At 73.2% G+C, this 26,236-nt stretch carries 25 protein-coding genes; 15 read left to right on the top strand and 10 right to left on the bottom strand.

What is annotated here, in order from left to right; all coding sequences use genetic code 11:
- Window positions 1-183 precede the first annotated feature (183 nt).
- A complete protein-coding gene (locus B085_RS0122610; protein ID WP_018560871.1) occupies window positions 184-912 on the top strand; it encodes a polysaccharide deacetylase family protein in 729 nt (242 codons plus the stop codon).
- Between the two features lie 83 nt (window positions 913-995).
- On the opposite strand, the gene B085_RS0122605 is transcribed toward B085_RS0122610, so the two are convergent.
- The gene (locus B085_RS0122605) at window positions 996-1,379 is read right to left on the bottom strand and encodes a VOC family protein (protein ID WP_018560870.1); all 384 of its coding nucleotides are present in this window, start codon (window positions 1,377-1,379) and stop codon (window positions 996-998) included.
- A gap of 109 nt (window positions 1,380-1,488) precedes the next feature.
- Here B085_RS0122605 and B085_RS0122600 point away from each other — a divergent pair, with 109 nt between their 5' ends.
- Together B085_RS0122600 and B085_RS0122595 are read left to right on the top strand one after the other, a co-directional pair.
- Window positions 1,489-2,034, top strand: a complete 546-nt coding sequence (locus B085_RS0122600; RefSeq protein ID WP_018560869.1) for an MOSC domain-containing protein — start codon at window positions 1,489-1,491, stop codon at window positions 2,032-2,034.
- A gap of 418 nt (window positions 2,035-2,452) precedes the next feature.
- Window positions 2,453-3,397: a short-chain dehydrogenase/reductase gene (locus B085_RS0122595; protein WP_037732262.1), complete on the top strand. Its 945-nt coding sequence runs from the start codon at window positions 2,453-2,455 to the stop codon at window positions 3,395-3,397.
- Window positions 3,398-3,673: 276 nt separating this feature from the next.
- On the opposite strand, the gene B085_RS0122590 is transcribed toward B085_RS0122595, so the two are convergent.
- Window positions 3,674-4,417 carry a hypothetical protein gene (locus B085_RS0122590; protein ID WP_158689804.1) on the bottom strand — a complete coding sequence of 248 codons (744 nt, stop codon included), beginning with the start codon at window positions 4,415-4,417 and terminating at the stop codon, window positions 3,674-3,676.
- Window positions 4,418-4,674: 257 nt separating this feature from the next.
- Entirely contained in the window at window positions 4,675-5,772 is a 1,098-nt protein-coding gene (locus B085_RS0122585) for a cation diffusion facilitator family transporter (RefSeq protein WP_420706622.1), read from the bottom strand.
- Between the two features lie 71 nt (window positions 5,773-5,843).
- Here B085_RS0122585 and B085_RS0122575 point away from each other — a divergent pair, with 71 nt between their 5' ends.
- Both B085_RS0122575 and B085_RS0122570 read left to right on the top strand, forming a co-directional pair.
- Window positions 5,844-6,218, top strand: a complete 375-nt coding sequence (locus tag B085_RS0122575; RefSeq protein ID WP_018560864.1) for a hypothetical protein — start codon at window positions 5,844-5,846, stop codon at window positions 6,216-6,218.
- Between the two features lie 106 nt (window positions 6,219-6,324).
- Window positions 6,325-7,425 carry a PLP-dependent cysteine synthase family protein gene (locus B085_RS0122570; RefSeq protein ID WP_018560863.1) on the top strand — a complete coding sequence of 367 codons (1,101 nt, stop codon included), beginning with the start codon at window positions 6,325-6,327 and terminating at the stop codon, window positions 7,423-7,425.
- Between the two features lie 413 nt (window positions 7,426-7,838).
- Here B085_RS0122570 and B085_RS0122560 read toward each other — a convergent pair whose 3' ends face one another.
- On the bottom strand, window positions 7,839-8,351 hold the full coding sequence (locus B085_RS0122560; protein ID WP_018560861.1) for a cupin domain-containing protein: 513 nt from the start codon (window positions 8,349-8,351) through the stop codon (window positions 7,839-7,841).
- A gap of 988 nt (window positions 8,352-9,339) precedes the next feature.
- On the opposite strand from B085_RS0122560, the gene B085_RS49465 reads away from it, so the two are divergent.
- The 3 genes from B085_RS49465 to B085_RS43460 all read left to right on the top strand — a co-directional run bounded on the left by B085_RS49465 (window position 9,340) and on the right by B085_RS43460 (window position 14,176).
- Complete coding sequence (locus B085_RS49465; protein ID WP_158689803.1) at window positions 9,340-9,933, top strand: hypothetical protein; 594 nt, start codon at window positions 9,340-9,342, stop codon at window positions 9,931-9,933.
- Between the two features lie 175 nt (window positions 9,934-10,108).
- Window positions 10,109-12,892 (top strand): AAA family ATPase, encoded by a 2,784-nt coding sequence (locus B085_RS0122540; RefSeq protein ID WP_018560858.1) that lies wholly within the window; start codon window positions 10,109-10,111, stop codon window positions 12,890-12,892.
- A gap of 210 nt (window positions 12,893-13,102) precedes the next feature.
- A complete protein-coding gene (locus tag B085_RS43460; protein WP_018560857.1) occupies window positions 13,103-14,176 on the top strand; it encodes a PP2C family protein-serine/threonine phosphatase in 1,074 nt (357 codons plus the stop codon).
- On the opposite strand, the gene B085_RS43455 is transcribed toward B085_RS43460, so the two are convergent.
- Together B085_RS43455 and B085_RS0122525 are read right to left on the bottom strand one after the other, a co-directional pair.
- The gene (locus tag B085_RS43455) at window positions 14,177-15,181 is read right to left on the bottom strand and encodes a helix-turn-helix domain-containing protein (protein WP_018560856.1); all 1,005 of its coding nucleotides are present in this window, start codon (window positions 15,179-15,181) and stop codon (window positions 14,177-14,179) included.
- An 890-nt stretch (window positions 15,182-16,071) separates the two neighbouring features.
- Entirely contained in the window at window positions 16,072-16,755 is a 684-nt protein-coding gene (locus B085_RS0122525) for a hemerythrin domain-containing protein (protein ID WP_026251324.1), read from the bottom strand.
- A 431-nt stretch (window positions 16,756-17,186) separates the two neighbouring features.
- On the opposite strand from B085_RS0122525, the gene B085_RS43445 reads away from it, so the two are divergent.
- The 3 genes from B085_RS43445 to B085_RS0122510 all read left to right on the top strand — a co-directional run bounded on the left by B085_RS43445 (window position 17,187) and on the right by B085_RS0122510 (window position 19,779).
- Complete coding sequence (locus B085_RS43445; RefSeq protein WP_018560854.1) at window positions 17,187-18,494, top strand: MFS transporter; 1,308 nt, start codon at window positions 17,187-17,189, stop codon at window positions 18,492-18,494.
- A 35-nt stretch (window positions 18,495-18,529) separates the two neighbouring features.
- Window positions 18,530-19,156, top strand: coding sequence for a TetR/AcrR family transcriptional regulator (locus B085_RS0122515; RefSeq protein WP_018560853.1), 627 nt, complete (start codon window positions 18,530-18,532; stop codon window positions 19,154-19,156).
- Window positions 19,157-19,230: 74 nt separating this feature from the next.
- Window positions 19,231-19,779, top strand: a complete 549-nt coding sequence (locus B085_RS0122510) for a YciI family protein (protein ID WP_018560852.1) — start codon at window positions 19,231-19,233, stop codon at window positions 19,777-19,779.
- A 32-nt stretch (window positions 19,780-19,811) separates the two neighbouring features.
- Here B085_RS0122510 and B085_RS43440 read toward each other — a convergent pair whose 3' ends face one another.
- The 3 genes from B085_RS43440 to B085_RS0122495 all read right to left on the bottom strand — a co-directional run bounded on the left by B085_RS43440 (window position 19,812) and on the right by B085_RS0122495 (window position 22,316).
- A complete protein-coding gene (locus tag B085_RS43440; protein ID WP_018560851.1) occupies window positions 19,812-20,741 on the bottom strand; it encodes a hypothetical protein in 930 nt (309 codons plus the stop codon).
- 139 nt (window positions 20,742-20,880) lie between these two features.
- On the bottom strand, window positions 20,881-21,723 hold the full coding sequence (locus B085_RS0122500; RefSeq protein WP_018560850.1) for an alpha/beta fold hydrolase: 843 nt from the start codon (window positions 21,721-21,723) through the stop codon (window positions 20,881-20,883).
- On the bottom strand, window positions 21,720-22,316 hold the full coding sequence (locus tag B085_RS0122495) for a TetR/AcrR family transcriptional regulator (RefSeq protein WP_026251323.1): 597 nt from the start codon (window positions 22,314-22,316) through the stop codon (window positions 21,720-21,722). Before B085_RS0122495 ends, B085_RS0122500 begins: the two co-directional genes overlap by 4 nt.
- 759 nt (window positions 22,317-23,075) lie before the next feature.
- Between B085_RS0122495 and B085_RS50975 the strand changes: the two genes are divergently transcribed.
- From B085_RS50975 to B085_RS43430, 3 genes are all read left to right on the top strand, one after another.
- Window positions 23,076-23,642 (top strand): glycine-rich domain-containing protein, encoded by a 567-nt coding sequence (locus B085_RS50975; protein ID WP_018560848.1) that lies wholly within the window; start codon window positions 23,076-23,078, stop codon window positions 23,640-23,642.
- Window positions 23,643-23,758: 116 nt separating this feature from the next.
- A complete protein-coding gene (locus B085_RS0122480) occupies window positions 23,759-24,256 on the top strand; it encodes an HIT family protein (protein ID WP_018560847.1) in 498 nt (165 codons plus the stop codon).
- A gap of 204 nt (window positions 24,257-24,460) precedes the next feature.
- The gene (locus tag B085_RS43430; protein WP_018560846.1) at window positions 24,461-24,790 is read left to right on the top strand and encodes a hypothetical protein; all 330 of its coding nucleotides are present in this window, start codon (window positions 24,461-24,463) and stop codon (window positions 24,788-24,790) included.
- Between the two features lie 30 nt (window positions 24,791-24,820).
- Here the strand turns inward: B085_RS43430 and B085_RS0122470 are convergent, their stop codons facing one another.
- Entirely contained in the window at window positions 24,821-25,105 is a 285-nt protein-coding gene (locus B085_RS0122470; protein WP_018560845.1) for a hypothetical protein, read from the bottom strand.
- A gap of 215 nt (window positions 25,106-25,320) precedes the next feature.
- Between B085_RS0122470 and B085_RS0122465 the strand changes: the two genes are divergently transcribed.
- Window positions 25,321-26,115 carry a DUF427 domain-containing protein gene (locus B085_RS0122465; protein WP_018560844.1) on the top strand — a complete coding sequence of 265 codons (795 nt, stop codon included), beginning with the start codon at window positions 25,321-25,323 and terminating at the stop codon, window positions 26,113-26,115.
- Window positions 26,116-26,236 lie beyond the last annotated feature (121 nt).

The raw sequence follows: 26,236 nt of genomic DNA, 5'->3' as shown, positions 1-26,236 counted from the left end.
TGGAGGCCCCGTGGTGTGCGGCCGGCGTCACGGCGAAGGCCGCGCGAAAGGGCATTTGAGCTGGTACTTCTCCCTCGGGAGGCGGGTCGGCGCGTGGCGATGACAGCGAAAGGTGAATGTTGTGAACAGTAGGATTTTCGGGTGAACGTTGTGAAGCGGCGGGTGCGCCGCCTTTGGGTACTCATGGCTCTGATCCTTGCCGCGGCCGCGGGGTTGATCGCCGTGCGGTCGTACGGCGTGGACACGATCGCCCCGCGCGACGTGCGCGGCCGGGCCGCGGCCAAGGGGAGCGCGGCGCCTGCAGGAGTGGACTGCGAGAAGGCGAAGTGCATCGCGCTCACGTTCGACGGCAACCCCGGTGAGCCGACCGACAGGCTGCTGGACCTCCTGGACCGCTACGACGCGCCGTCGACGTTCTTCCTCGAGGGCAGGCGCATCCACAAACACCCTGATGTGGTGCGGAGGATCGCCGACGAGGGACACGAGATCGGCAACCACACGTGGACGCACCCGCGGCTGACCGACGTCTCCGACGCGCAGATCCGCGACGAGCTGCGCCGCACCGCGAGGGCCATCGCTGACATCACCGGCAGGACACCCACACTGATGCGCCCGCCCCAGGGACGCAGCGACGACCGGGTCTCCCGGATCTCGCGGGAGCTCGGGCTGGCACAGATCCTGTGGACGGTCACCGCCAAGGACTACCTGACGACCGACTCGGTGCTGATCACCAGGCGCGTCCTCGACGGCGCCGACCGCGACGGCATCATCCTGCTCCACCCGCTGCACAAGGGCACCGTGCCCGCCATGCCCGGCATCCTGAAGGAGCTCCGCGCCCAGGGCTACACGTTCGTCACCGTTTCCCAGCTTCTCTCCCCCGCCGCCGCCGAGCCCGGAAAGGCCTACCGGTGACGCCGCCGCCGACTCGCGCCCGTGGAGCGGGCGGATGCCGCGCCGAGCGCTGAGAGCCCGGCTCCACGGGTCCGTGGCACGCGTCAGGAAGCCGCCGCGGCCCGCTCGGACTCGCCGCGAAGGACGCAGAATTCGTTGCCTTCGGGGTCGGCGAGAACCGCCCAGCCGGTGCCGTCGGGATTCCGGTGGTCCCCGACGAAGGTGGCACCGAGGCCCAGCAGCCGTTCCACTTCCTCATCACGTGTGGTCTCGGGGCGCAGACACAGATGGAGCCGGTTCTTGACCGTCTTGGGCTCGGGCACCTGGTTGAAGTACAGCACCGGCCCCTCCGCCGACATCACCTGGGTCTCCCTGTCGCCCGGCCGGTCCTCGGGATGCAGAGGGCGGCCGGTCGCCGCGCTCCAGAAGCGGGCCAGCCCATAGGCATCCGCACAGTCGATCGCCACGCTCTGCACCACCGAAACCATGGGCGCGAGCATTCCTGACTTCGGCTCCGGACGCCACCGGGTTCTGGACCGGCGGCGTCACTCTCTAGGATCGGCCTGGCACGCGGAACGCGCACGGACGGGGTGGGAGATGGCAGGCCGGGTCACGGCGGTGAGCCGCAACGCGACGTACTCGTTCAGCAAGCCCCACCGCGAGTCCGTCACGCTGCTCGCGGGGCTCGGCGTCGAAGGGGACGTCCACGCCGGCGAGACCATCCGACACCAGTTCCGGATGACCTACGAGCCCGACCTGCCGAACCTGCGCCAGGTCCATCTGATGCACGAGGAACTCTTCGACGAGCTGGCCCGCAAGGGCTTCGACGTCTCGGCCGGCCAGCTCGGGGAGAACGTCACCACCCGCGGCGTGGACCTCCTGGGCCTGCCCACCGGCACCTTGCTGCACCTCGGCGAGGAGGCCGTGGTGGAGGTGACGGGGCTGCGCAACCCGTGCCAGAAGATCAACGACTTCCGCAAGGGCCTGCTCGGCGAGATGTTCGCCATGGACCCGGAGTCGGGGGAGTTCACCTTCAAGTCCGGCGTGATGGGCGTGGTGAGGCAGGGCGGGGTCGTCCGCCCCCAGGACCCGGTCGAGATCGAACTCCCGCCCGCCCCGCACCGACCCCTCGAACGCGTCTAGCGTCGCGGCAGGACGGCGCCGGGCGGCGGCGCGTCCGGCGCCGCACAGCCGACGGCCAGGTCCAGCAGGCCCATGCGCAGCCCGGGCGTACGGGAGGGGCCAGCGGTTGTGCGCGCCGGGAGCGCAGGCGGTCACCAGGCCCGTGCCGGTGTCGTCGAGGACGCGGAGCGCGTGCTCGCTCCACACACGGCCGCGGCGGTCCACGTCGCGGCGCACCGCCGTCCGTCCGGCCCGCAGAATGCTCATCGCCCTCTCCTGTCGTGTGCGCGAGTGGCAAGTATCCAGGCCACCGTTCGAGTGGCGGCTCCGCACCCGTCCGACGCGCCACGCGGCCCCGGGCCGGGATCTCGGCTTCACTCGGTGGTGCCCACGCACTTTCGTACCCGGACCGAACGGGGTGCCAGTGAGGACGACCGGTATCAGCCCACGCGGCGGCGCAGCCCCGGAGAATCCGCTGCAGGGACGCGTGGCCGTCGTGACCGGCGCCGCCAGGGGTGTGGGCGAGGCACTCGCCCGTCACCTGTCGGCCCTCGGCACGCGGGTGGCGCTCCTGGGGCGGGAGGAGGCGACCCTGCGTGAGGCGGCCGCCTCGTTGCCCAGCCCGAACATCTTCGTCGAGGCGGACGTCACCGACCGTGCCGCACTCGACGCCGCCGCCCGGCGGGTGGACGCCGAACTCGGGCCCGCGAGCGTGGTGGTGGCCAACGCGGGGATCGCCGCGGGCGGGCCCTTCGCCCGGACCGACGCCGCCCTCTGGCAACGGGTCATCGACGTCAACCTGGTGGGTGCGGCGAACACGGCCAGGGCCTTCCTCCCCCAGTTGACCCGCACCCGCGGCTACTTCCTGCAGATCGCCTCGACCGCGGCCTTCTCCGCCGCCCCGCTGATGAGCGCCTACTGCGCGTCCAAGGCCGGCGCCGAGTCCTTCGCCCAGGCGCTGCGCGGCGAGGTCGAGGCCGACGGCGTGACCGTCGGCATCGCCTACCTCCACTGGACCGGCACGGACATGATCACGGACCTCGACGACCACCCCGTGCTGCGTGCCCTGCGGCGGAGCCAGCCGTCCTTCGCCCGCCGCGTCCACCCTCCGGCAGAGGTCGCCGACCTGCTCGCCACCGGCATCGCCCGGCGCGCCCACCATGTGTACGCCCCGCCCTGGCTGCGCTGGTGCCAGCCGCTGCGGCCGCTGTTCCCCCCGGTGGTCTCCTGGATGGCCCGCCGTGAACTGCTCGCCTTGGCGGACTCGGAACTGGGCTCCGCCACCGGCGTCATGGGGGCCGGTGGCCGCGCCGACTGGGACGCCTTCACGTCGCCCGGCGGGCCGGAGCGGCCGAACCGGCCACCGAACGGCCACGCCGGCTGACCCGCTCGGCCGGCCGCGCAACTGCGCCGGGTGGAAACGGAGTTGCTCGTCCCGACGCGCGACGAGGAGGCCCCCACACCGGCAGGCTCCGAGGGCACGTTCTGTGTCGCCGTCCACACTCGATCTGGGCGACGCGCAGCGACACGCCGGTGCTCCGGATGACGCGGAGCCTCACTACCGGCAGGCGCTCCGCCTTCCGAAGCCCGTGCTCCGGACCTGCTCTCCCGTGCCCAAGCCGAAGCCGCGCAGGCGGCGGGCCCGGCACCGCGCGCCCCGTCAGCGGGGAGGGCGCCGGCCGGTGAGCCGCTGCCACCGGTCGCGGGCGGCCTCGAGGCCCACGAGTGCCTCGGCGAGCGCGGGGTCGCGGCGGGCGGTCATCAGGCGCAGGTGCCTGCGGGCTTCCTGGGCGGGGCCGGTGTCCGCGCGGGCCGCCTTGAGGCCGTCCTCCGCCTTCTTGACCGACGTGGCGAGCCCGATGAGGTACGTGCTCTCCGTGGCGACCGCGTTCTCTATGCGCACGCCGAAGCCGCGAACGGTGTCCTCGCCGTGCTCGCCGGGCGGATAGGACTGCAAGTGGACCCCGTCCGGCCGCCTGAGGTAGATGTGGTTGCCGATCGTGCTGTGCTCGAACCGAACCTGCAGTCCGTCCAGGGGCAGGACCTTCTTCTTCGGCCCGGATATCACCATCACGTGTTCGTGCAGGGACACTTTGCCGAGCGCCGCGACGAAGGCACCCTTGCCCGGCCGGCGCAGCCGCGCGAGGTGCCGCTCGGCGTCGCCGACACGGCGCCGGTGCGCGCGGTCGGCCCGGGCGACCCGCGCCCGTGCCCCGGCCAGTTCGCGCCGCGCCCTGCGGCGCAGCTTCCGGACGGCCCGCCTGGCGCGGTCCAGGGCGTCCCTGTCGGTGTCATGACGGCCGGAGAGCGCGAATCTCCAGCCGCCGGGGTATCGGTGGAGCCGCCGCGCCACTCCAGCGAGCACGAGGATCACGACGGTCAGGGTCATCCCCGCTATGCCCACGTGCCCACCTCACCCAGTGACAGCCGCCGAGGTGCTCAGGCGCACGGGGCGGTGGAACGAGTCGAAGGTGCCGAATCTGGTGCATATCGGAAGATATGCCCAGTCAAGTCTCGGTGGATGCGCGCACACTACCGGCATTTCCGGACCTCCCCGACGTGCCCGGTCCGCGGGCTGACGTGGCGTCGGGCTGCACCAACGCCGCTCCGGGGGCGGCCCTGCCCGTCGGCGCGCCGCAGGTGGGAGTGGTGGGCCGGGCCTCACGCCGCGTGGTGGGCCAGTCCGGCGTGCGGGTCGGCCATGCCCGGTGCGGGCGCGGGGTCGGCGTGGACCAGGGCGGCGGTCAGTCGGGGTAGCGCGTGGAGGAGGGCGTGTTCGGCCGCGACGGCGACGTGGTGGGCCTGACGCACGGTGAGGTCGCCGTCGACGGCCACGGCCACCTCGGCGCGCAGCCGGTGCCCGATCCAGCGCAGGCGCAGCTCCGCCACCTCGCGCACCCCTGGCACGTCGAGCAGGGCGCGCTCGGCACCGTCGACCAGCGCCGGGTCGACGGCGTCCATGACGCGCCGGAAGACCTCGCGCGCGGCGTCGCGGAGGACCAGCAGGATGGCCGCCGTGATGGCGAGACCGACGACCGGGTCCGCCAGGCGCCAGCCCATCGCCGCGCCCGCGGCGCCGAGCAGCACGGCCAGCGAGGTGAAGCCGTCGGTGCGGGCGTGGAGGCCGTCCGCGACCAGCGCGGCCGAGCCGATCTTCCGTCCGACGCGCATGCGGTAGCGGGCCACCCACTCGTTGCCGACGCAGCCGATCACCGCCGCGACGGCCACCGCGGGCAGGTAGGCGACGTCCCGCGGGTGCAGGAGCCGGTCCACGGCGGTCCAGGCGGCGAAGCCGGCCGACGCGGTGATGGTGGGGACGATGACGATCCCGGCGAGGTCCTCGGCCCGGCCGTAGCCGTAGGTGAAGCGCCGGGTGGCGACCCGCCGCCCGAGGGCGAAGGCGACGCCGAGCGGCAGCGCGGTCAGGGCGTCGGCCGCGTTGTGCACGGTGTCGCCGAGGAGGGCGACCGAGCCGGACAGGGCGACGACCACGGCCTGGGCGATCGCGGTGACGCCGAGGACGGCGAGCGAGATCCACAGGGCCCGCATGCCCTCGGCGGAGGACTCCAGGGCCCGGTCCACCTTGTCGGCGGACTCGTGCGAGTGCGGGCGCAGAAGGTGTCCCAGCCGGTGGCGCAGACCTGCCGTGCCCCGACGGCCCTCGTGGCCGTGCGCATGCCCGTGCTCCGGTCCGCGGCCGTGGTGGCGGCCGTGGTCCTGGTCGTGCTGCGGGTCGACGAGGTGCTCAACCTCGCCGATCACCACCTGGGCGGCAAACCACCGCACGCCTGAGACCGTTCGGGGATGCTTCATGGCGTAATGTGCGCCCTGTGCGAGGCCGCCACCGCGGAACGTGCCCGACGTTCCTCGTCGCGCTGCTGGCCGCATTCTGCTTCACCGTGGCCGGCTCGCCCGCGCACGCCCACGACGGGCTCCACGCCCACGTCCATCCGGCGAACTCGGAGGAGCGGCCCCACCCCGTCGCTCCGCACCACCCCGGCGAGGACTGCTCCCCGGACACCTCCGAACTGCCGGGGTCGCGCACCGGACCACGTGAGCACGGCTCCGGCCCCACACAGACCGGAGCCGCCGAAACGGCGCCCGGACAGGTGCCCGCCTCGCACAACACACCCGGGAGCGCCCCGGCCCCCGACGCGCGCATAGCGACCGCGGAACCCTCCGTCCTCTGCCTCTGGCGCATCTAGAAGACGCCCCCAGGACCGGCTGACGGTCCCTCGCCCCCGCCCGTGAGTGCACGGGAGGCGGGTGAGCCGTGCACGGCACTCTTCCCGATACCAGAAGGCGGACACCATGAACGAGCCCACCACCGGCCGCGACCTCGCCGCCGCGGTCGGCAACACGCCCCTGCTGTGGATCTCCCACCCCCTCACCACGCCCGGACGCGGCTTCTGGGCGAAACTCGAAGGCGCCAACCCCGGCGGCATCGAGGACCGCTCCGCCGTCCACATGGTCGGCCGGGCCCGCGAGCGCGGCGACCTCCTCCCCGGCGGGACCGTCGTCGCGTCCACCAGCGGCGCCTTCGGGCTCGGACTGGTACTCGCCGGACGGGTCTTCGGCCACCCCGTCACGCTGGTGACCGACCCGGACCTGGAGCCGGACATGAAGCGCCTGCTGCGCTCACGCGGTGCCCGCCTCGACATCGTCCGCGACGCCCACCCCTTCCGGGGATGGCAGGAGGCCTGCCGCAGGCGCGTCGGTGAACTGCTCGCTGCGGAGCCCGGGTCGTGGTGCGCCGACCCCTACGACAACCCCGACAACGCCGACGCCTACGCACCCCTGGCCAGGGAGCTGACCGAGCAACTGGGCCGGGTCGACGTCCTGGTCACCAGCGTCGGCACCGGGGGCCACTCGGCGGGCGTCAGCCGCACACTGCGCGCCCTCAACCCCGACCTGCACGTCATCGGGGTGGACACCGTCGGCTCCCTCACCTTCGGCCAGCCCGTCAGGCCCCGCCTCGTTCGGGGCATCGGCAGCAGCATCCACTCCCGCAACGTGGCGTACGAGCAGTTCACGGAGGTGCACTGGGTCACCCCGGCGGAAGCGGTCCACACCTGCCGTGCCCTGGCGCGCTCCCACTACGCGTCCGGGGGCTGGAGCGTCGGTGCCGTCGCCCTCGTCGCCGGATGGGCCGCCCGCACCTACCCCTCCGGGGCTCGCGTCGTGGCGGTCTTCCCCGACGGCCCGCACCGCTACCTGTCCACGGTCTACGACGACGAGTACTGCCGGGACCGCGGGCTGCTCGGCGCCGCCCCGGCCGCGGAGCCCGCGGAGATCGCCTCGCCCCACGACGGCGAGGCCACCCGCTGGACCCGCTGCCGCACGGTGACGAACCCGGTGGCGTCCCTCATCGCCCCGCCGGCGCACCCCGCGGAGGCGCCCGAGGCCGTGTGAGGCGGCACGGGCGGTCGTGTCCGCCGGGCGTCCGGCCCGGCGGACACGACCGCCCCGCTCGACGCGACCCGCCGCGCTTCGCCGGAGTACCGCTCCGCCCTTCGCACACGGCGAGAAGATCGACGCCCGCACCCTGCCCCAGCCCGAGGAGATCACGCCGAGCACCGGTGAGAACGACGGCGGGCACCCTGACGCGGGCGTGGGGAAGCGCGCCGGCAGTCGGGAGGACCGGAGCACCTACCACTCCGTCACACGGAGCATCGGCTCCCCGTGGACGGTGGGCTCGGAGGCCGACGGCGCCGCATCGATGATGACCGCGTTCACCGTCGGCGACCGCCTCTGCACCCCGCAGGCCGTCACCACGCCGGCGCCCCGCCCCGGGAGGCGGGGGCCGGCGGCGGCGTGCGCGCGGGCTACGGAAGCATGATCGTCCCGGACTTCCGGATGACCTGCTCGGCTCGGGCGCCCATGTCCTCGTCGAGGGGAGGCGGTGCCTCGCCGGGGCGGGCGGGTGTGCTGTGGTCGAGCATCAGCTGCTCGAGGCCGGGCGGTGTGTAGATGAAGAGCAGTCGCGCGGCGTGGATGCGCTTGTTCTTGAAGCCGTGCCGGATTCCCTTGGGCACATGGATGAAGTCGCCGGCCACGGCGGTGAACTCGTGGTCGCCGTCCACGAACTCCAGCTCGCCGTCGAGGACGTAGAACGTCTCGTCCTCCTGCGTGTGCGCATGGGGGACCGGGCCGCCGCCGGCCGGAACGGTGGCCTCGACGAAGCCGATGTTCCCGTTGGTCTGCGCGCCCGTCGCCTTGATCGTGTAGACGTCGTCCGCGGCCCATACGGTGGGCCCCTGGCCGGAGGGCACGTAGAGCGCGCCGCGCCGGCTCCGGATCGGGTCGTCGGGATCGGTCCCGGTCAGCAGAAAACTCATCGTGTCTCCGTGGCGTTAGCTGGACGGCCGGCCTTGTCGCCCCGAGCCTAGCAAAGTACTTGATGAGTCAAGAAAATGTCGCGGCGGCGGGGTTGGTGACGCCGCTCGCCCTGCCCCGGTATCCGGAGGTCTACGTGGTGCTGCCGACTCCCGACCGAACGCAACGACCCTGCTCCTCGTGCACGGGGCGTGGCCCGGCTCCTGGTGCGGGGACCGGGTGCGCTCCCCGCTCGCCGCCGACGGCCGGGCGACGCGCGTGGCCGACCTCCCCAGCGCCGGGCGAGAGACCGCCGGAGTCCGGGAGGACGCGGGCGAGGTGCTGCGGGGCCCGGAGAGGGGCGAGGGTCCGGTGGTCGTGGTCGCGCACTCCCATGCCAGGTCCTCGCGGAGGCGGCCGGGATCGCCCACGTCGTCCGTCCGGCCGCCTACCGGCTGGAGGCCGGGCCGGTGAGACCGTTCCGGGCTGTCACCCGGCCGCCGTCGCCCCGGAGCCGCGGGGGTTCCGGCCGGTGCCGGACGACCCGGTCGCCACGTTCTGCGGTGACGTACCGCGACGAGCGGCCGAGGCGGCGTCGCGCCGCTGGGGCCGCGGAGCACGAAGTCGTTCGTCCGGCCCCTGGCCGGTGCGGGCCGGCGCGCGGTCCCGTCCACGTATGTCGTGTGCGAGCGGGACAGCGCGGCGCGCCCTCCAGGAGGGGACATGGCCGTTCGCACCGCCGGGCCGGTCCGGCTGCCCAGTCACCACTCGCTGCTCCTGTCCATGCCCGGGGTCTGCGCCTCGCTCTTCGCGCGGATCGCCCGCGAGGCGAGCGCCTGAGCGGGGGATCGCGACACCACCTCCAGGTGAAGGCTTCCACCGAGGCACCCTCAGCGGCCGCCCGGGCGATGGGCCCAGGCGCCCGCGGGGGGTGGATCGCCGGGGTCGGAAGGCTTGATTCCGTGGTATCCAGGCCTGGGTCGGGGCGATCGACTGGCGGAGGAGAGAGCCGTGAGGGCACGGGGCGTGGCATTGCTGGCCGTGGTGTTTCTCGCCACCGCGACACTCGGCTCGACGGGCTGCACTCTCACCATCGGCAAGACCTCGGGCGCGCCGGCGGACGGCGGAGTGGTCACCGCGACCGCTTCCGCCGCGTCACCGTCGCCCACGCCACCCTCCGCGTCCGCGTCGGCTTCCGCCGCGCCCTCCCCGTCGCTCGCCCCGACGTCCTCGCCGAGCCGTGGCGCGACACCGGTCCCCGTTCGCGGACCGGGTCAGAAGCTGGTGGTCATGACCATCAGCGGCGGCTTCGCGGGCGTCCACCAGGAAGTGACGCTACGCGGTGACGCCACCGTCCTCACCAGGGGCAGGGGCGGACCCGTGGTGTACCGCGCCGGCGCCGCCCGGTTCAGGGAACTGCGCATCCTGCTGGGCGACCCGGAGCTGGAGGACGTACCGGACTTCACGATGAACATGTCGGCGCACGACATGTTCCAGTACACCCTGCAATTCAACGGCCGCACGATCATGACGGACCGCTCCAGCGAACTGCCCGCACTGGAACGGCTCATCAACGCGCTGAGCCGCTGGCTCCCGAAGAGCTGACCCGGACCGCACCGCCGCGAACAACGGAGACCCGGAACACGTACGCCAGGAATACGGAAGGTGAATTCCGCTCCTGCCCTGAGGCGCAACTCACCACTTCCCGCCCGGGCGGGCCGTCGGTGCCGTGTGAGAATGCCTGGGTCCAGGCCCAGAAACAGAGAGCCATGAAGATCCGATGCAATCCTCGGTGTACACGGCCGACGTCGGCGCCGGCATGCCCCAGGGGCTGGTTGGTCGCGCGGGCGACGTGGAGCGCATCGAGGGGCTGCTCGGCTCGGTCGATTCCGGCGGCGCGGTGCTGCTCACCGGCGAGCCCGGGGTGGGCCGGACGGCGCTGCTCGGCCACCTCGCCCTGAGGGCGACGGCAGCCGGGGCCAGGGTGCTGCGGGCCGCGGGCACGGAGTCCGAGAGCGGCGTGGAGTACGCGGCGCTCAACCAGCTCCTCTTCCCGCTGTGGGAGGAGGATCCGCAGGCGGTGGACGGGGCCCACAGCGCGGCCCTGCGGGTGGCCCTGGGCTTCGGCGAGGGAGCGCCGCCCGAGCGGTTCCTCGTCTCGAACGCGGCTCTGGTGCTGCTCCGCCGGGCGGCCGCCGCCACGCCGATCCTGCTGGTCGTCGACGACCTCCAGGCCGTGGACCCGGCCAGCGCGGCCGTGCTGGGCTTCGTGGCCCGCCGGCTCGCGGGCAGCCGTGTCCGGTTCCTCGCCGCCCGCAGGGGACGCCGAGGCCGCGCCGAGACCGCGGTACGCGCCGAGTACGAGGTCCTGCCGCTGGACGAGGGCGCGTCGCGGCTGCTGGCGAGCGCGTCCCATCCGGACCTCGCGGCTCCCGTCGTGGAGTGCGTCGCCGCCGCCGCGCTGGGCAATCCGCTGGCCCTGGTCGAACTGCCGGCAGCCCTGACCGGGCCTCAGCGCGCCGGGCTGGAGCGCCGGCCGGCCGCGCTGCCGCTCACCCGGCGGCTGCGCGAGGTCTTCGGCTCGTGCGTGGCGGGACTGCCCGAGGCGACACGCCGTCTGCTGCTGGTGCCCGCGCTGGAGGGGACGGGGGACCTGGCCGTCCTGCAGTGCGCCGCCCAACGGCTCGGCGCCGGGGCCGATCTGACGGAGCTGGAGGCCGCCGAGCGCGACGGCCTCGTACGGATCGAGGAGTTCGACCACCGTCTGAGCTTCCGGCACCCGCTGTACCGTGCCGCGGTCGTCGAGGCGTCCACCTCCGCGGAGCGCCGCCGCGTGCACCGCGAACTCGCCGAGGTGCTGCACGACCGTCCCGACCAGCGTGCGTGGCACCTGGGGGAGGCGTGCGTCGAACAGGACGAGGACGTCGCGGCGTTGCTGGAGGGCACCGCCCACCGGGTCCTGCGGCGCGGCGACGCCACGGCCGCGATCCGGGCGCTGACCAAGGCCGCGCACCTGAGCCCCGGCGCGGCCGACCGGGGCCGCCGGCTGGCCGCGGCCGCCTACATACGTGCGGACGCCTCCGGTGAACTGACCATGGCCTCCCGCCTCCTGGACGACGCCCGGCGCTTTGGCCCCGACGACCGCGCGTCCCTCTACTCGGCCGCGGTCGCCGTCCACCGGCTGCTCGACGGCGAGGGCGACATCGACACCGCCCATCAGATACTCCTCGGCGCGATCGAGAACGGCGACCATCCCTACGGTGCCTGCGACCCGGCGCTCGAGGAGGCTCTGTACCTGCTGTTGCTGCTGTGCTGCCTCGGCGGCCGGGCGGAGTTGTGGGAACCCCTCCACAAGATCCTGGAGCGGCTCGGGCCCGACGCTCCCCGCCTGCTGGCGGTGAACGTCGCCACCCAGGGCGACCCCGCGCGCACCGCCCTGCCGGCGATGGGCGACCTGGAGGAGCTCATCGCGGGCCTGCCGCAGGAGACCGCCCCGTCGAGGATCACGCGGATCGGTACCGCCGGCATCGCCGCCGACCGGCTCACCGGAGTGCGCGACGCCGTCTCGCGCGTTTCGTCCCAGGGGCGCAGGCAGATCGTCACCCTCCCGCTGCTGTGCACGGACGCGTTCCTCTCGGGCCGGTGGGACGACACGACCGAACTGGCCGACGAAGGGCTGCGCCTGTGCAAGGAGCACGCCTTCGAGGCCGTCTCCTGGTACTTCCTGTACTACAAGGCCGTCGTCGCGGCGGCGCGCGGCGAGGCCGGCGTCGCCGAGGAGACGGCCGACGCGATGGGCGTGTGGGGGACCTCCCGCGGCGCGCGCCATCTGGTGACCCTGGCGGAGCACATCCGGGTGCTCGTCGCGCAGGCGGAGGGCGACTTCGAACGCGCCTACCGGCACGCGGCCGCCATCAGCCCGCCCGGCGAGCTGGCCCCCTACACACCCGTGGCTCTGCTGGTGGTCGGGGACGTGGTGGAGGCGGCCGTGCGCACCCAGCGGCCGGCGGAGGCCGCGGCGCACGTGGCCGCCGCCCGGCACGCCGGGATCGCCGCGCTCTCCCCCCGCAGGGCCATGCTCGTCGACGCGTCCCGCGCGATGGCCGCCGAAGCGGACGAGGAGGCGATCGGGCTGTTCGAGCGGGCCCTGGCGCACCCCGGCGTCCAGCAGTGGCCCTTCGACCTGGCCCGCGTGACCCTCGCCTACGGCGAACGGCTGCGCAAGGCGCGATCGACCACCGACGCCAGGGCGTCGCTGAGCGCGGCACTGGCGACCTTCGAGCAACTCGGCGCGCGCCCATGGGCGGACCGGGCGAGGCGGACCCTGCAGGCGACCGGCTGGATGGTCAAGCGCGCCGACGGACCGGAGTCGGTCAGCCTCACCCCGCAGGAACTCGAGATCGCCCATCTCGCCGCCTCCGGCCTGACCAACAAGCAGATCGCCGAGCGGCTCTACCTCTCCCCCCGCACCGTGGGCGGGCATCTGGGCCGGGTCTTCCCCAAGCTCCGCATCACCTCCAGGGCGGCGCTCCGCGACGCCCTGACGGGCCTTGCCAGGCGTTGACCGCGGTGGGTGCGGTCCGCCCCGACTCCGGTACGCGGCCACTGCACGGGCGGGCAAGACGCCGTGCACAACGGGGCAAGGTGCCCGGTGCGAAGGCATTCTACGGTCGAGGTGTCCCACCACGAATGGGGCGCCATTGCGCGGGTCCGGGACCGCTCGTGGATCCGTCGGATCCCGGCCCCGCGCACAGACCTTGAGGAAGTGACGCCGATGCCGGACATCGGACAGTTCGAGGAGGAACCGGACGACGGACAGCCGTTGCGGCACCTGGCGGTCGCGGGGGGTGCGCTGTGGGTCCTCGCCGTGTGTGCGGTCTGCGTGATCCTGCCGTTGTACATTCATCCGAGCCTCGCGTGCGGGATCGCGTCGCTGGTCACCGCGGGGGTGGTGGCGGTGGTGATGGGCCGTGTCCAAGACCGGTACCGCCACGGCGCGGCGCGCGCGCTCGTCGTGGCGGACACCGTACGGCGGACCCTGCTGCGGCCGCTCCCCGAGCGCGTCGGCGCGCTGGGGCTCGCCTCCGTCTACCGGGCCTGCGGAGGACGGGGACAGGTGGGCGGGGACCTCTACGCCGTCGCGCGGAAGGGCCGGACGACCCGCCTCATCATCGGTGACGTGTGCGGCAAGGGCCTGCCCACCTTCGAGGACGTGGCAGCCGTGCTCGGAGCGTTCCGCGAATGGGCGCCGCGCGCCGCGACCCTGGCGGAGTTGTCGGCGCGCCTGGAGGAGAGCTTCCTGCGCCACCTGGGCGAGAGCGACGACCCGGCCCGCGACACCGACGAACGCTTCGTGACCGCGCTGCTGTTGGAGGTGCGGGACGGCGAACGGCTCGCCCGCATGGTCAACCACGGCCATCCGCCGCCGGTACAGGCCCGGCGGGGGAGCGTCGCCCTGGTGGCGGGCTGCCCGTCGCCCCCGCTGGGACTGCACGCACTGCGGGAGTGCGGCGCCGTCGAGCAACGCTTCGAACTGGACCCGGGTGACACGCTGCTGCTCTACACCGACGGGCTCGTCGAGGCCCGTGACGCCGCCGGGCACTGCTACCCGCTGCTGGACCGCGCGACGGCGTGGCGGTGGGTGCGGCAGGGTGGCCCGGCCGACTGCGAACGCCTGCCGGACGCGCTCGGGGAGATCCTCCGGGACCTCGTCGACCACGCCGGCGCGCTGCCGAAGGACGATCTCGCGATGGTCGCGCTGACCCGGATGGAGGAGCCGGCCGCCGCGCTGCCCCGGCCCGCCGGTGAGGCCCATTGCGAGGACACGGGGCAACTGCGACGGGACTGATCAGCTGTCAGGTTGCCCGGGGAGGGGGCCGGTGGCCTGCAGGGGTGCAGCCTGCAGGACACCGGCCTGCCGCCATTGCGCGGGGGAGAGGCCGTAGACCGCGCGGAAGGTGCGGCTGAAGTGGGCGTGGCTGGCGAAGCCCCACCGGTGAGCGATCGCCGCCACCGTCTGCCCGACGAGCTCCGGCCGGACGAGGTCCCTGCGGCAGGCCTCCAGCCTGAGGCGCCGGATCCAGCGGCCGACGGTCATCGGCTCGTTTTGGAAGAGCTGGTACAGGTAGCGGAGGGAGATGTGGTGCACGGCCGCGACCGACGCCGGGGAGAGCGCGGGATCGTCCAGGTGGGCGCGGATGTACCCGCGGACGCGCTGCAGCAGGGCCCGCTCCACCGCGGCCTGCTCCCCGTCGGCCCCCTCCAGGGCGACCAACGCGGTCAGCACGTCGACGATGCCCTGGCGCAGGAACCTCTGCGAGTCCTGTGCGCAGACGCAGTGCTCCGTCGTCGCCACGAGCCCGTCGACGTATGAGGCGAGGATGCCGCCGATCCCGTGAGCGGGTGAGTAGGTCCGCCCGGTGGCCAGGCTCAGGAGCGAGTCCGGCAGGTCGAGCATCTGGCGGGGGACCGTGGCCACGTGCTGCCGCACCGGGTCGGTGAAGTCCAGGACGTAGGGCCTTCGGCTGTCGAGGATCACGAGTTCACCGGCGGTCACCAGCGTCTCCCGGCCGTCCTGGACCGTGACGCTGACACCCGTGCGCTGCAGGCTCACGATGAGCGAGCCGTCGCGGTCGGCGGCGATGAGCGGCGCGGTACGCGCCATCCGCTGCGGGCTCGCCTCCAGGTATCCGGCCTGGACGCCGGCCATGTACGTCCGGCGTATCTCCCCGTGGAGCTCCGCCGTCCCCTGCGCGTGGATCTCCAGTCGGGTGAACGCCCTGCGGACGGCGTCCCTCCAGTACTCGGCCCGCTCGGCAGGCGGTTGCATGTCGGTGCAGAATGCTTCGATCACGATGTCCTCGCGAACTGTGCGGAGTTGCCCGGTTCCCCGGGGTCCGGCGGCGCTTCCGTCTCGGGCGCGGTCCGCGCGGGGAACCCCATCGCGGCCACCGTAGGTTCCGGCCGCGGTCGTCGTGGCCTGCCCGGCCGGGAATGCGGGAGACCCGCAGACATTGCGGGGAACACCCGCAAACAGGGATTCCTGGGAATGGGATATAACTCACATCCCGGAAAACGCACAGAAAGCGGGCGGCCGGACGTCGGGCCGCCCGACGGTCGGCGTGGGCGAGTGCATCCGGCCGTCGGATCGTCGAAGGGCGTCGACCGTGAGGTCCGGGACCGATCCCGGCAACGGCCCGGCGCCTCAGGCGCGTTGCCCGGCCGGATGTGAAGGGTGAAGGCGAGCGCCGGTCCCGCTCCCGCGGCCGGTCGGCGCCCGCGGCGCTCGATGTCGGCCGCCGAAGCCGCCCGGCTGGGCCGGCGCGGAACTCGTCGTCGGTGGCCCGACCGCCTCCGCGGCGCGGCGCGCGGAGGGATGTCCAGGTCGTCCGTGTCCGGACCGCGGTCAGGGTGGAGCGCCGGGAGCGGGGTGAACTGCTCGGCCGCGGCGTGCGCGGCGTGCCGGCAGGACGGGAGGGGCCGCGCCGCCGACGGAACGGTGTCCGTGGTGCCCGGCCACCCCCACCCGGCGGAAGCCGCGATCGGCGGCCCGCCGGGCGGTCGAGACCGTCGCGGCCGGGGCGACGCTGCGCTCGCGCCCTCTTCGGCGGGCGCCGGGTCGAGGACGGACAGCGGCGCCGGCCGTTTTGCCGCCGACGGTGCTTGCCGCCTGCCTGCCACGCAAGCCCCGGCCCTCGGGCGAGGACCGGATGGTGCCCCGGCCCGACTCGGTCGCCGGATGTCTCAGTAGCCGATGCGCGGCGGCCTGACCGTTCCGTGGACCTGCCGGGCGTGCGCGGCGTACCGGCGGCGTCCCAGGGCGGGGACGATCAGCCGGACCGGCAGCGGGGCGTTCGCGAGGACCGCCTTGACGACCTCCGGGTCGCCCTCGTACATTGCCATGCCGAAGACGAGCGGCAGGTCCTTCTTCGGCGTGTTCTCCATGCCGTGCTCGCCCATCTGGTGCCACTCCGCCGCGGTCACGTGCTTCGCGGCCAGCGGCAGGATCTCCTTCTCCTCCAGCGACATGTGCTGGAGGAGCACGGTCAGCAGCCGCTCGAACGCCTCGGCGAGCGCCTCGCCGTCCTCTCCGGTCGAGCGCCAGGCCGCGAGCCGTCCGGTCACCTCGTCGTGCAGTGCATCGATCGCGCGGTGCTGCTGCTCCATCGTCGGCACGATGGCCTCGGCGTCCACGCCGGCCCGCTCGACCAGCTTCGGCCAGAGCAGCTTGTCCTCGCCCTCGTGGTGCGTGTGCAGAACCCGGCACACCAGCGCCGCGTGGGAACCGACGACGTCCACGCGCCGGGTGTCGCCGGGCGCGACGGACCGGACGAGGTCGGGAAGCAGTCTGAACTCCCGGCGCAGCGCGCTGTGGGCCATGTACATGTCGCGCGTATCGGCCATGGGTTCATCGACGAGTGGAGCCATTGTCTCTTCCTTGTACGGCCGCCCGGCATCCCATGGATGCCGGGCGGCCCGTGTCGGGCATGGCCCTGCGCGCTCCCCCCCGACGTCACGGCGTTCGCGGAAGCGTCGTCGTGGCACCGGCGGCCGCCGGTGCCCCCGAGCGCGCAGGGTGATCAAGGCAGGGGAAAGTGCGGATCAGAGGCCTTTCCCGCTGTCCTGGTCACTGTGCCAGCAGCTTCCCGGCCGCCGCATGCGTCAAATGCCCCTGGGTCGCGGCCCCCATATGGGTCGTCTGACGCTGCCGCCCGGTCCGCCGCTTCCCGTCCGCCGCTTCCCGTCCCCGCCCCGGACGCGGTGCGAGGACGGGGGGAAGGAAACGGCTCCCGGCCGCGTTGGACAGGCCTGTCCAGCGAAAATGAACAGACCTGTCTACTCAATCCAGGGACGCCGGCATGCCCGAGCAGCGCACCGTGCAGGATCTCGACACGGCCTCGACGTCCATGGACGTCACAGGCCCCGGCGGGGCGGGTGCGGCCTGCGCCGCGCCCGCGCGGAACGGTCGCCGCACCGGGGTGCTGACACCCCGCGCGGCCTTCTACCTGCTCGCGTCGATCGTGGTGTCCTTCCTGGCGGCCTCCAGCGCGCCCACGCCGCTGTACGCGGTGTACCAGGCGGAGTGGGGATTCGGCCCGGTGACGACGACCCTGGTGTTCGGGGTGTACGCGATCGCCGTCCTGGCCTCGCTGCTCACCCTGGGCCGCTTGTCGGACCACCTGGGGCGGCGGCCCGTGCTGCTGGGCGCCCTCGCCGTGCAGGCGGCGGCGATGGTGGTGTTCGCGACCGCCCACGGAGTGCCGGAACTGATGATCGGCCGGGTGGTCCAGGGGCTGTCCACCGGGGCCGCGCTGGGCGCCGTCGGCGCCGGGATGATGGACATCGACTGGCGGCGCGGAACCGTCGCCAACTCCTTCGCACCCGGGCTCGGCACCGCCACCGGCTCGCTGGTCTCGGCCTTCCTCGTCCAGTACCTGCCCGCCCCGACACACCTGGTCTACCTCGCCCTCGTCGGCGTTTTCGCACTCCAGGCGCTGGGTGTGGCGCTGATGCGCGAGACCCTGACGCGCACTCCGGGTGCGCTGGCCACGCTCGTCCCCGACGTCAGACTGCCCAGGACGGTGCGGCGCGCGGTCCTGAACACGGCACCGGTCATGATCGCCGTCTGGGCACTCGCGGGCTTCTACGGCTCCCTGGGCCCGGCCCTCGTGCGGAGCCTCACCCACTCCGCGTCGGCCGTCTACGGCGGACTGGCGCTGTTCGTACTGGCCGGCGTGGCCGCCGCCGCGACCCTCGTACTGCGCTCCGCACCCGCACGCGGGGTCATGCTCACCGGCATCGGCACCCTCATCGCGGGCGTCGCCCTGACCCTGGTCGCCGTGGAGGACGGTTCACCCGTGCTGTTCTTCCTCGGCTCCGCCATCGCGGGCATCGGCTTCGGCAGCGGGTTCCAGGGCGGCATCCGCACGGTCATGCCGCTGACCGCCGCCCACGAGCGCGCCGGAGTCCTGTCGCTGCTCTACGTACTGTCCTACCTGGGGTTGGGAGTGCCGTCGGTGATCGCCGGCTACCTCGTCGTCCACGCCGGCGGCCTGGTCGCCACCGCCCGCGAGTACGGCGCGGCCGTCATGGTCCTGGCCCTGCTGGCCCTGATCGGACTGCTCACCGAACGGCGCGGCAGCCGGTCACGACCCGGCATTGCCTAAGGCGATCCCGAGACCCGACCGGAGAGGAGGCGGCGATGGCCGCCGACAGCGCGGGCACAGACCAGGCGCCCGCCGGGGCGAAGCCCTCGGCGCGCGAGCGTCTGCTGTCCGCCGCCAACGAACTGTTCTACGCGGAGGGCGTACAGACGGTCGGCATCGACCGCATCATCGAGCGGGCCGGGGTGGCCAAGGCCTCCCTCTACAACACCTTCGGCAGCAAGGACGAACTCGTCCACGCCTACCTGCGGTCGCGGCACGCCGGCACCTCCGCCCGCATCCTCGCCTTCCTCGAGCGCTACGAGACCCCCCGGGCCAGGCTCCTCGGCGTCTTCGACGCGCTGTCGGAGTCGTTCAAGGGCCCCGGCTACCGCGGCTGCGCCTTCATCGCGGCCAGCGCGGAGGCCGAGTCGGGCAGCAGTACGGAGCAGGCCTCCAACGACTACCGGGCGTGGGTGCGCACCCTGTTCACCGACCTCGCCCGCCAGGCCGGCGTTCCGGATCCGCAGACCCTCGGACGCCGCCTGCACCTCCTCTACGACGGTTGCGCCGTGTCGGTGCGCATGGACGCAGACCCCGAAGCGGCGGCCGCGGCCAGGGCGACCGCCGAGGTCCTCCTGGACGCCGCCCTGTCCGCGGCGCCCGAACGCGCCGCTGCCGATTGAGCGTCGAGGGTCGAGGGTCACGTCCACAGCGGAAACTCCGGGCGGGGCCGTGCGCCGTGGGGGAGGGTGTGCGCATGGAGTTCCTCTGCTACCACCGCGATCGCGCGGATTCGCTGACGCTTCGTCAAGAACTGCTCGAAGACCACTGGTCCTACATGGACCGGTACGAGAAGGAGATGATCGCCCGCGGCCCGACTCTCACCGCCGTGGACGGTCAGCCCACCGGCAGCGTGCACATCCTCGACCTTCCGGGCCCCGCGGCGGCCCGCGCGTTCGCCTTCGACGAGCCGGGCCACCAGGCCGGCGTGTACCGGGACGTGCTGCTGCGCCGGTGGCGCAACCTGCTGGGGCGCACCATGTGGGACTTCCCCGGCGGCCGTACCGGCGGCAACCGGTACCTGGTGCTCGGCCTCGGCGCGGGCCGGGGCGCCGACCTCGTCCTGCCGCCCGGGCGCGACGACCTGATCGCGTACGGGCCCCTGCTGTCCGACGACGGCGCCACGTGGCTGGGCACGGCCGCGCTCCTCCGGGCAGCGGACCCGGACACCGCACGTGCCGTTCTGACGGCCGGTGCGTACGCCGCGATCGAGGTCCACGACTGGCAGTTCGGTGGCCGGACCTGAGGCGAGCGCCAGATGGCGCCGGCGGCTGCGGCTCAGGATTCGTCCTCGAGCCCTCGGGCCAACCGCTCCGCGTGCGCGGCGGCTCGGCCTGCCCGACGGCGGGCGTCGAGGGCGGCCCCGTCGGCGTCGCGGTGCCGGCGCCGTGCCTGCGCCAGGTCGTCCCGGGCCGTGCGCAGGGCCTCTTCGGCTTCGGTGACCTGTTCGAGGAGTGCGGCGAGGCGGCGCTGGGCGTCCTCGCGGCGGCGGTCCGCGGCGTCGAGGGCCTCCTGGGCGGCCTCGGCGTCGCCTTCGCGGGCCCGGGCTTCCTGTTCGGCCTGGCGTGCCTGGAGTCCTGCCCGCCCGGCCTCCTCGCGCCGGCGCTGCCGCTCCGCATCACGGCGGTCCCGCTCCACGTCCTCCGCGGCCTCCGCCGGCTTCTTCTTCGGCGGGCGGCGAGGCAGGTCGCTCACGTGGCCGGTGGCGGCCCACCCGGTGAGGCCGACGGTCGCCGAAAGCGGCTTGGTGAGGCGGCCCTCCGCGAAGGCCGCCCCTGCGTCGGGGTCGGCGAGCGCGGCGTGCAGGGTCTGCTCCACCTCCTGCACGGCCGGGTCGGAGAGCGGGTGGCCGGCGTCGGCGGCGAGTCGTCCCGCCTGCCGGGACAGGGCCCGCACGAGTTCCCGCTGCCGGTGGCCGAGCCGGCGCAGCTGCTCGCCGTCGAGTGCCTGGTGGGCTTGGCGCAGTGCTTCGCCGAGCCGGAGGAACGGACCGATGTCGTCGGGGTGTTCGCGGGCGAGCAGGTTGGCCGCCCAGGCCGACGCGGTGGGTCTGCGCAGGGCCGTGATGCGGTCGGCGAGGGTCCGGTCGCCGGACTTCCTGGCGGCCTGGGCGCGCGTGTTGCGGACGGCGGTGAACCGTGCGGGCGGCAGCCCGTACAGCTCGTCGGCGACCGCGTCGAGTTCGGTGGGAGCGTCCTCGCCTGCCACGTGTACCACCTGCCCGGCCGTCGACCCCGTACGAACCGCCCGGCCGGCGCCCCGGGCCGGGGACTGCTGCCGCCCATCCGACAACCGCCCCCGCCGCCCCGCAGCCCCACCGCAGCCGATCGGGTCGGGAAGTGTGGGGCTAACGGGTGCCGAGGGCGTCGCGGAGGTGCTCGGCGAATGCGGCGGGATGGGTGGTCAGGCCGATGTGGCCGCCGGGGAAGTGGCGTAGTCCGGTGCCGAGCCGCTCGGCCAGGGCGGCGACGGCGCGGTGGGGGAGTTCCCCGCGGGAGTCCCGGCCGGCGGCGAGCACGAGCCGGTCCGACAGCGCCTTGAGGCGGTCGGTGCCGGGGACGTACGCCATGAAGGCGGGGACGACGCGTCCGACGAACAGGGGCAGGTTGGCCCTGGTCCGCTCGACCCGCGCGACCGCGTGCGGGGGGAGCTTGATCTCCGGGTTCGGGCCGCTGCCGTCGTCGTCCCTCTTCATGCCTTCGGCGAACGCGGCCATCGCGGGCATGAGGCCCTGGTCGCGGTAGGTGTCCCGCACGCGGGCGACCAGCGCGCGGTGTTCGCGGGCGTCGGGGAGGAGCTCCACGACCGGCGGTTCGTGCGCCACGAGACGTGTGACGCGTCCGGGATGGGTGGTGAGCAGGTGGAGGGCGGTGATCGCGCCGGAGCTGGCGCCGAAGACGCGGGCGGGCTCGTGGGGCGAGAGCAGGTCGATGACGCGCAACGCGTCGTCGGCGTGGTCGGCCACGTGCTGATCGGCGTCCGGGTCGTCGAGGGTGCTGCGGGACATGCCGCGGGGGTCGTAGGTGGCGACGGTGTGCCCGGCGGCGAGGCCGTCGGCGATGTCGTCGAAGGACGCGGCGCCGCCCGTCCCCCCGGGGATCAGAAGCAGCAGGGGGCCTTGGCCGCGTATCTCGTAGTGCAGGGTGGCGCCGTTCACGCGCAGGGTGCCGGGGGTGGGTTCGGTCGTCATGGGGCTGCTTCTCCTTCTCGGGTCCGGGGCCAGTGCTCCAGGAGGGTGTGCAGGGCGTCGAGGGCGCGGAGCCAGGACTGCTGCGGCGAGCGCCGGTGCGCGAACCCGCCCGTGGCCTCCAGGGCGACGAAGCCGTGGAAGGTGCTGCGCAGGAGCCGTACGGCGTCGGTGAGGTCGGGTTCGTCGAGTCCGTAGGCGTGGAGCATGCCGTAGGTCAGCTCGACGGCGCGTCGCGGTCCGGGCGCCGCGGCCGCCAGCTCGGGGTCGATCCGGAGGGGGGTCTGGGTCGCGGTGTAGCGGCCGGGGTGCTGGTGGGCGTACTCGCGCCAGGCGTTCGCGTACGCCACGAGGGCGTCCTTGCCGGCGCGGCCGGCGGTGGCCTCGGCGATGCGGATGGTCTTCTCGTCGGCGGCCAGGAGGGCGATACGTCCGCGCAGGTCCTCGAGACTGCGGACATGGGTGTAGAGGCTGGCGTCCTTGACGCCGAGCCGCCGGGCGACCTGGGACATGGTCACGTTGTCGAGCCCGACCTCGTCCGCCAGTTCGGCGCCCGCCGTCGTCACCCGTTCCGTCGTCAGTCCGGCTCGTGCCACGCGTCCTCCCGCTGCCTAGGAGCCCTAACCATAACCTAGGATCCCTAGGAATGGGGGACGAATTCGGGCCCGGTAAGAGGGTGGGGCTGTACGCGCCGCTGCTGACGCCGTGTCGGCGGCCGGTCCGTCACCCGCTTTGGCTACACAATGTGCGCACCTCATTACGCAGGGCGATTCTTGCTGTTGGGTTCGCTGCTGTCCCCGACGGCTCCCTCTCCTGGTGGCGGTGTCTGCCGCGCCCGCGAGCCCCTTCCTGGAGGTGACGTGTTGTCCCGAATAGCCGTGCCTGAGGCGCCCGTTCAGCGGCGCCGAGTTGGTCTGCGGATGTGGACGATGGCCGCGAGCGTGGCCCTGGCGTCCAGTGCTGTGACAGGTGCCGCCCACGCCGAAAGTGCCGACGGCGGCCAGGTCGACGCCGTGAAACCCGGCGCCCGGACAAGCCTCGCCGACCCGTGCTTCCTCTTCCCCTACTTCCCCGGGTACTGCCCGAGCCGGCCCGGCTACCCCGGCCACCACGGCTACCCCGGCCACCACGGCTATCCCGGTCGCCCCGGCATTCCGGGTCCGCCCGGTCCTCCCGGCCCGCAGGGTCCGGCCGGTCCTCCCGGAACCACCGGGCCCGCCGGGCCTTCAGGACCGGCGGGCCCGGCAGGGCCGCAGGGCGACACCGGCGCAACCGGCCCCGCGGGTCCGGCGGGTCCCTCCGGTCCGGCTGGTCCGGCTGGTCCGGCCGGGCCGGGGGCCGCGCCGCACGACCTGGTGGACTTCGATGAGAACGGGACGTTCACTGCGCCCGCCGATGTCACCCGGGTCTTCGTCCAGGCGTGGGGCGCCGGCGGTGGCGGTGGCGGGGTCAGCACCACGCTTCCCATCATCCTCGGGGGAGGCGGGGGCGCCGGCGGCTTCGCATGGTGCGCCGTACCGGTGACGCCCGGCACGGACTACACCGTGACCGTCGGCCTAGGTGGGATCGGTTCCTCGACGTTCAATACGGACGGCACCAACGGGGCTGACACCACCCTGTCCGGTCCCGGCGGTCTCCTTGCGGGAGCCGGGGGCGGCGCCGGCGGACACTTCGGCTCACTCACCCCGACTCCCAGTGCCGGCGGAACGGGCAACTGCTACGGGAACAGCGGTACGACCCGTACTGGAGCCGCGGGTCAGCCTCCCCTGAGTGCCGGCCTGGTGGGCCAGGGTGGCCGGCCTCCGGTGAACGGCATCGTCGAGCCCGAGCCGCAGGGGGCGGGCACGGGCGGCGACGGCGCCTTGATCGTGCTGCAACCGGCGCAGAACGGCGGCAACGGATACGCCGTCATCTGGTGGTAGCAGCAGTAAGGAACGGGCACACAGCAGGCCCGGCACGCCGTGTGGCGCGCCGGGCCTGTTCCCACGGGCGCTCGCCCTCCGGGGCGAACAGCGGGTCTTGAGCGTAGGTTCATCGCATGACGGGTGACTGGCGAACGGACCGGATCGGGGCGGCTCTGCGGGGCGGGAACCCGACCGTGCTGCGGCGGCTCGACTCGGGATTCGCGGTGATGGGAGATGTGCAGTTCCTGCCGGGCTACTCGGTTCTCCTCGTGGATGACGTGAGCGTTCAGCGGCTGTCCGACCTGCCGAGGGCCAAGCGGTTGTCGTTCCTGTCCGACATGGACCGGCTCGGGGAGGCAGTCGAGCGGGCCTGCCGGCAGATGGACCCCGACTTCCGCCGGGTCAACCTGGAGATCCTGGGGAACACTGATCCGTTCTTGCATGCCCATGTCTGGCCGCGCTTCGAATGGGAGCCGGGCGAGTTGGTGGGCAAACCTGTGTGGCTGTATCCGCGTGAGCGGTGGAGTGACGAGCGGTTCAGACTCGGTCCCCAGCATGATGTGCTGCGGGACGCGATCGGCACCGAACTGGACCGATTGCCCTTGATGGACCGACGTTGCGGGCCCGCCTGAAGAAGGGATGGCCACCCCCCGGCTACGGACAACGCCCGCTCCGCCCAGGCCGAGAGACCACTCCCGTTCGGGCCTGCAGGCGGCACGGTTATCCTTTCGCCGGAACGGCGGGCCATGGAGCGGGCCTGGAAACGGCTTCTAAGGGGCGGGCGTTCGGTGGGCGGCGCAGGTGAGACCAGGAGCTCGCGCTCCGTTGCCCTGCCGATGGGCATCGTCATGTCCCTCGGCACATGCTGGCTGATCGCGAACATCTGGTCTTCGTGCGATGTCGGGGTGAACGGCTCCGCCAATTCGGGTTTTCTGGTGATCGTCTACCTTCCGCTCGCCTTTGTCGTCTTCTCGGTCGCGGCCGGCGTCACCCATTCGGTCATGGCGAAGTGGACCAACGCGACGGTGGCCCTTGGAAGCGCCGTCGCTGTGGAGATCGCCATCGGCTGGACAGTGATCGCTTGGATCGGAATCGTGGACGACTACCCGGCGCCGTTCTGTCCCGGAAACAATCCGTCGTGGTGGCCGGACTTCATCCCCGTCTGACGCGCACGTGGACGACGAGGCGGCGTTCGCTCAGCCCGCGGAGCCGGAGGGCTCCGCGCCGTCGCCCGTGCGCACCCGACGTCGCCTTTCCTGCCGGAGTCCCACCGCGGCGAAGGTCATCAGGCCCAGGCCCACGGCGGCCACCCCGGACCGGCCGAACAGCCGCGTCCCGCCGATGTCACGCTCCGCGGTGACCGTGTCGGGACGATCGGGCCGGTAGACGACGGCCAGGCGATCCCCGTCGTCCAGCGACCTGCGGTCGGTGGTCGACGGCAGCCGGTAGGTGACCTCGCCGTTCGCCACCGTGAAGGTCACCCCGATCTCTTCGCGGGCGCTCTTCCCGGCGTTCGGAAAGGCCCCGGGGTCCCATCCCGGCGCTTCATGACTTCGCCGTACCGCGTCGCCGCCCCCTGTGAATCCCAGTCCACGGGGCACATCATGGCGCTTCCGGTGCGGCCTGTCACGGTTCCATGGTGCTGTCGGTCATCCCTTGAGAGACGAGGAACGAGCGGACCGAGGGGTCATCCACCATGGCAAACGAGAGTGTTCTGCACCCGAGCCTGATCGCCCCGGTCGGGCATGTCGAGCCGGTGCCGCGCAGGATCAGGGGGCTGATCGGCGGGCGCGTCGTCTTCGACACCCGCCGTGCGCTGTACGTGTGGGAGTGGCAGGCCTACCCGCAGTTCAGCATCCCGGTCGAGGACCTGGTCGACGGTGAGCTCATCGACGAGCACCACACCGAGCACCACGGTGCCGGCTCCGCGCGCCGGCACTCACTGCGGATCGGCTCGGAGGTCCGGGAGGGTGCGGCGTGGGTGTGGGACGAGGACAGCCCGAAGCCCCTGCACGGGACCGTGCGCTTCGAGTGGGAGGCGGTGGACTTCTGGTTCGAGGAGGACGAGCCGGTCTTCGTACACCCCAGGAGCCCCTACTCGCGGGTGGACGCCCTGCGTTCGTCGAGCGGCGTCCGGGTGGAAGTGGAGGGGGTCGTGCTCGCGGAGGCGCCCAACTGCGTGAAGCTGTTCGAGACCGGCCTTCCCACCCGCTACTACATCGAGCGGATGTACGTCGACTGGGCGCGACTGCGGCACTCGGACACGGTGACTCGATGCCCGTACAAGGGGACGACGAGCGGCTACTGGTCGTTCGACGGCGACACCGCGTCCCACGAGGACATCGCCTGGGGGTACGACTTCCCGACCATCCACGCCAACCGCATCGCGGGCCTGGTCGCCTTCTACAACGAGCACGTCGACCTGTACGTCGACGGTCATCTGCTCCCGAAGCCCACCGACGCCGGCCTCGGGGTGCCCAAGCCCAAGTAGCCTCCGCAGCCGTCCCGCTTCCGCAGGGCCGCCCGGTGTGTCCGGGTGCCCTGCGGAAGCGGGACGAGGAACTCGCGGCGGTGGTCGGAAAGCCCCCGATGAGCGGCCGGGGATCAGGACG

This window comes from Streptomyces sp. BoleA5 (assembly GCF_000373665.1).
GTDB lineage: Bacteria > Actinomycetota > Actinomycetes > Streptomycetales > Streptomycetaceae > Actinacidiphila.
Note: the sequence above shows the minus strand (reverse complement) of the source record. Positions and strands in the feature narration are given on the sequence as shown.

Bases quoted from the DNA above. Each gene is read 5' to 3' on its own strand.
- B085_RS43460 (WP_018560857.1), top strand. From the start codon at position 13,103: ATGCCGGACATCGGACAGTTCGAGGAGGAACCGGACGACGGACAGCCG.
- B085_RS43430 (WP_018560846.1), top strand. From the start codon at position 24,461: ATGGGCATCGTCATGTCCCTCGGCACATGCTGGCTGATCGCGAACATC.
- B085_RS0122560 (WP_018560861.1), bottom strand. From the start codon at position 8,351: ATGAGTTTTCTGCTGACCGGGACCGATCCCGACGACCCGATCCGGAGC.
- B085_RS0122465 (WP_018560844.1), top strand. From the start codon at position 25,321: ATGGCAAACGAGAGTGTTCTGCACCCGAGCCTGATCGCCCCGGTCGGG.
- B085_RS0122540 (WP_018560858.1), top strand. From the start codon at position 10,109: ATGCAATCCTCGGTGTACACGGCCGACGTCGGCGCCGGCATGCCCCAG.
- B085_RS0122605 (WP_018560870.1), bottom strand. From the start codon at position 1,379: ATGGTTTCGGTGGTGCAGAGCGTGGCGATCGACTGTGCGGATGCCTAT.
- B085_RS0122500 (WP_018560850.1), bottom strand. From the start codon at position 21,723: ATGACGACCGAACCCACCCCCGGCACCCTGCGCGTGAACGGCGCCACC.
- B085_RS0122510 (WP_018560852.1), top strand. From the start codon at position 19,231: ATGGAGTTCCTCTGCTACCACCGCGATCGCGCGGATTCGCTGACGCTT.
- B085_RS0122600 (WP_018560869.1), top strand. From the start codon at position 1,489: ATGGCAGGCCGGGTCACGGCGGTGAGCCGCAACGCGACGTACTCGTTC.
- B085_RS0122515 (WP_018560853.1), top strand. From the start codon at position 18,530: ATGGCCGCCGACAGCGCGGGCACAGACCAGGCGCCCGCCGGGGCGAAG.
- B085_RS0122570 (WP_018560863.1), top strand. From the start codon at position 6,325: ATGAACGAGCCCACCACCGGCCGCGACCTCGCCGCCGCGGTCGGCAAC.
- B085_RS43445 (WP_018560854.1), top strand. From the start codon at position 17,187: ATGCCCGAGCAGCGCACCGTGCAGGATCTCGACACGGCCTCGACGTCC.
- B085_RS0122525 (WP_026251324.1), bottom strand. From the start codon at position 16,755: ATGGCTCCACTCGTCGATGAACCCATGGCCGATACGCGCGACATGTAC.
- B085_RS0122480 (WP_018560847.1), top strand. From the start codon at position 23,759: ATGACGGGTGACTGGCGAACGGACCGGATCGGGGCGGCTCTGCGGGGC.
- B085_RS0122610 (WP_018560871.1), top strand. From the start codon at position 184: ATGGCTCTGATCCTTGCCGCGGCCGCGGGGTTGATCGCCGTGCGGTCG.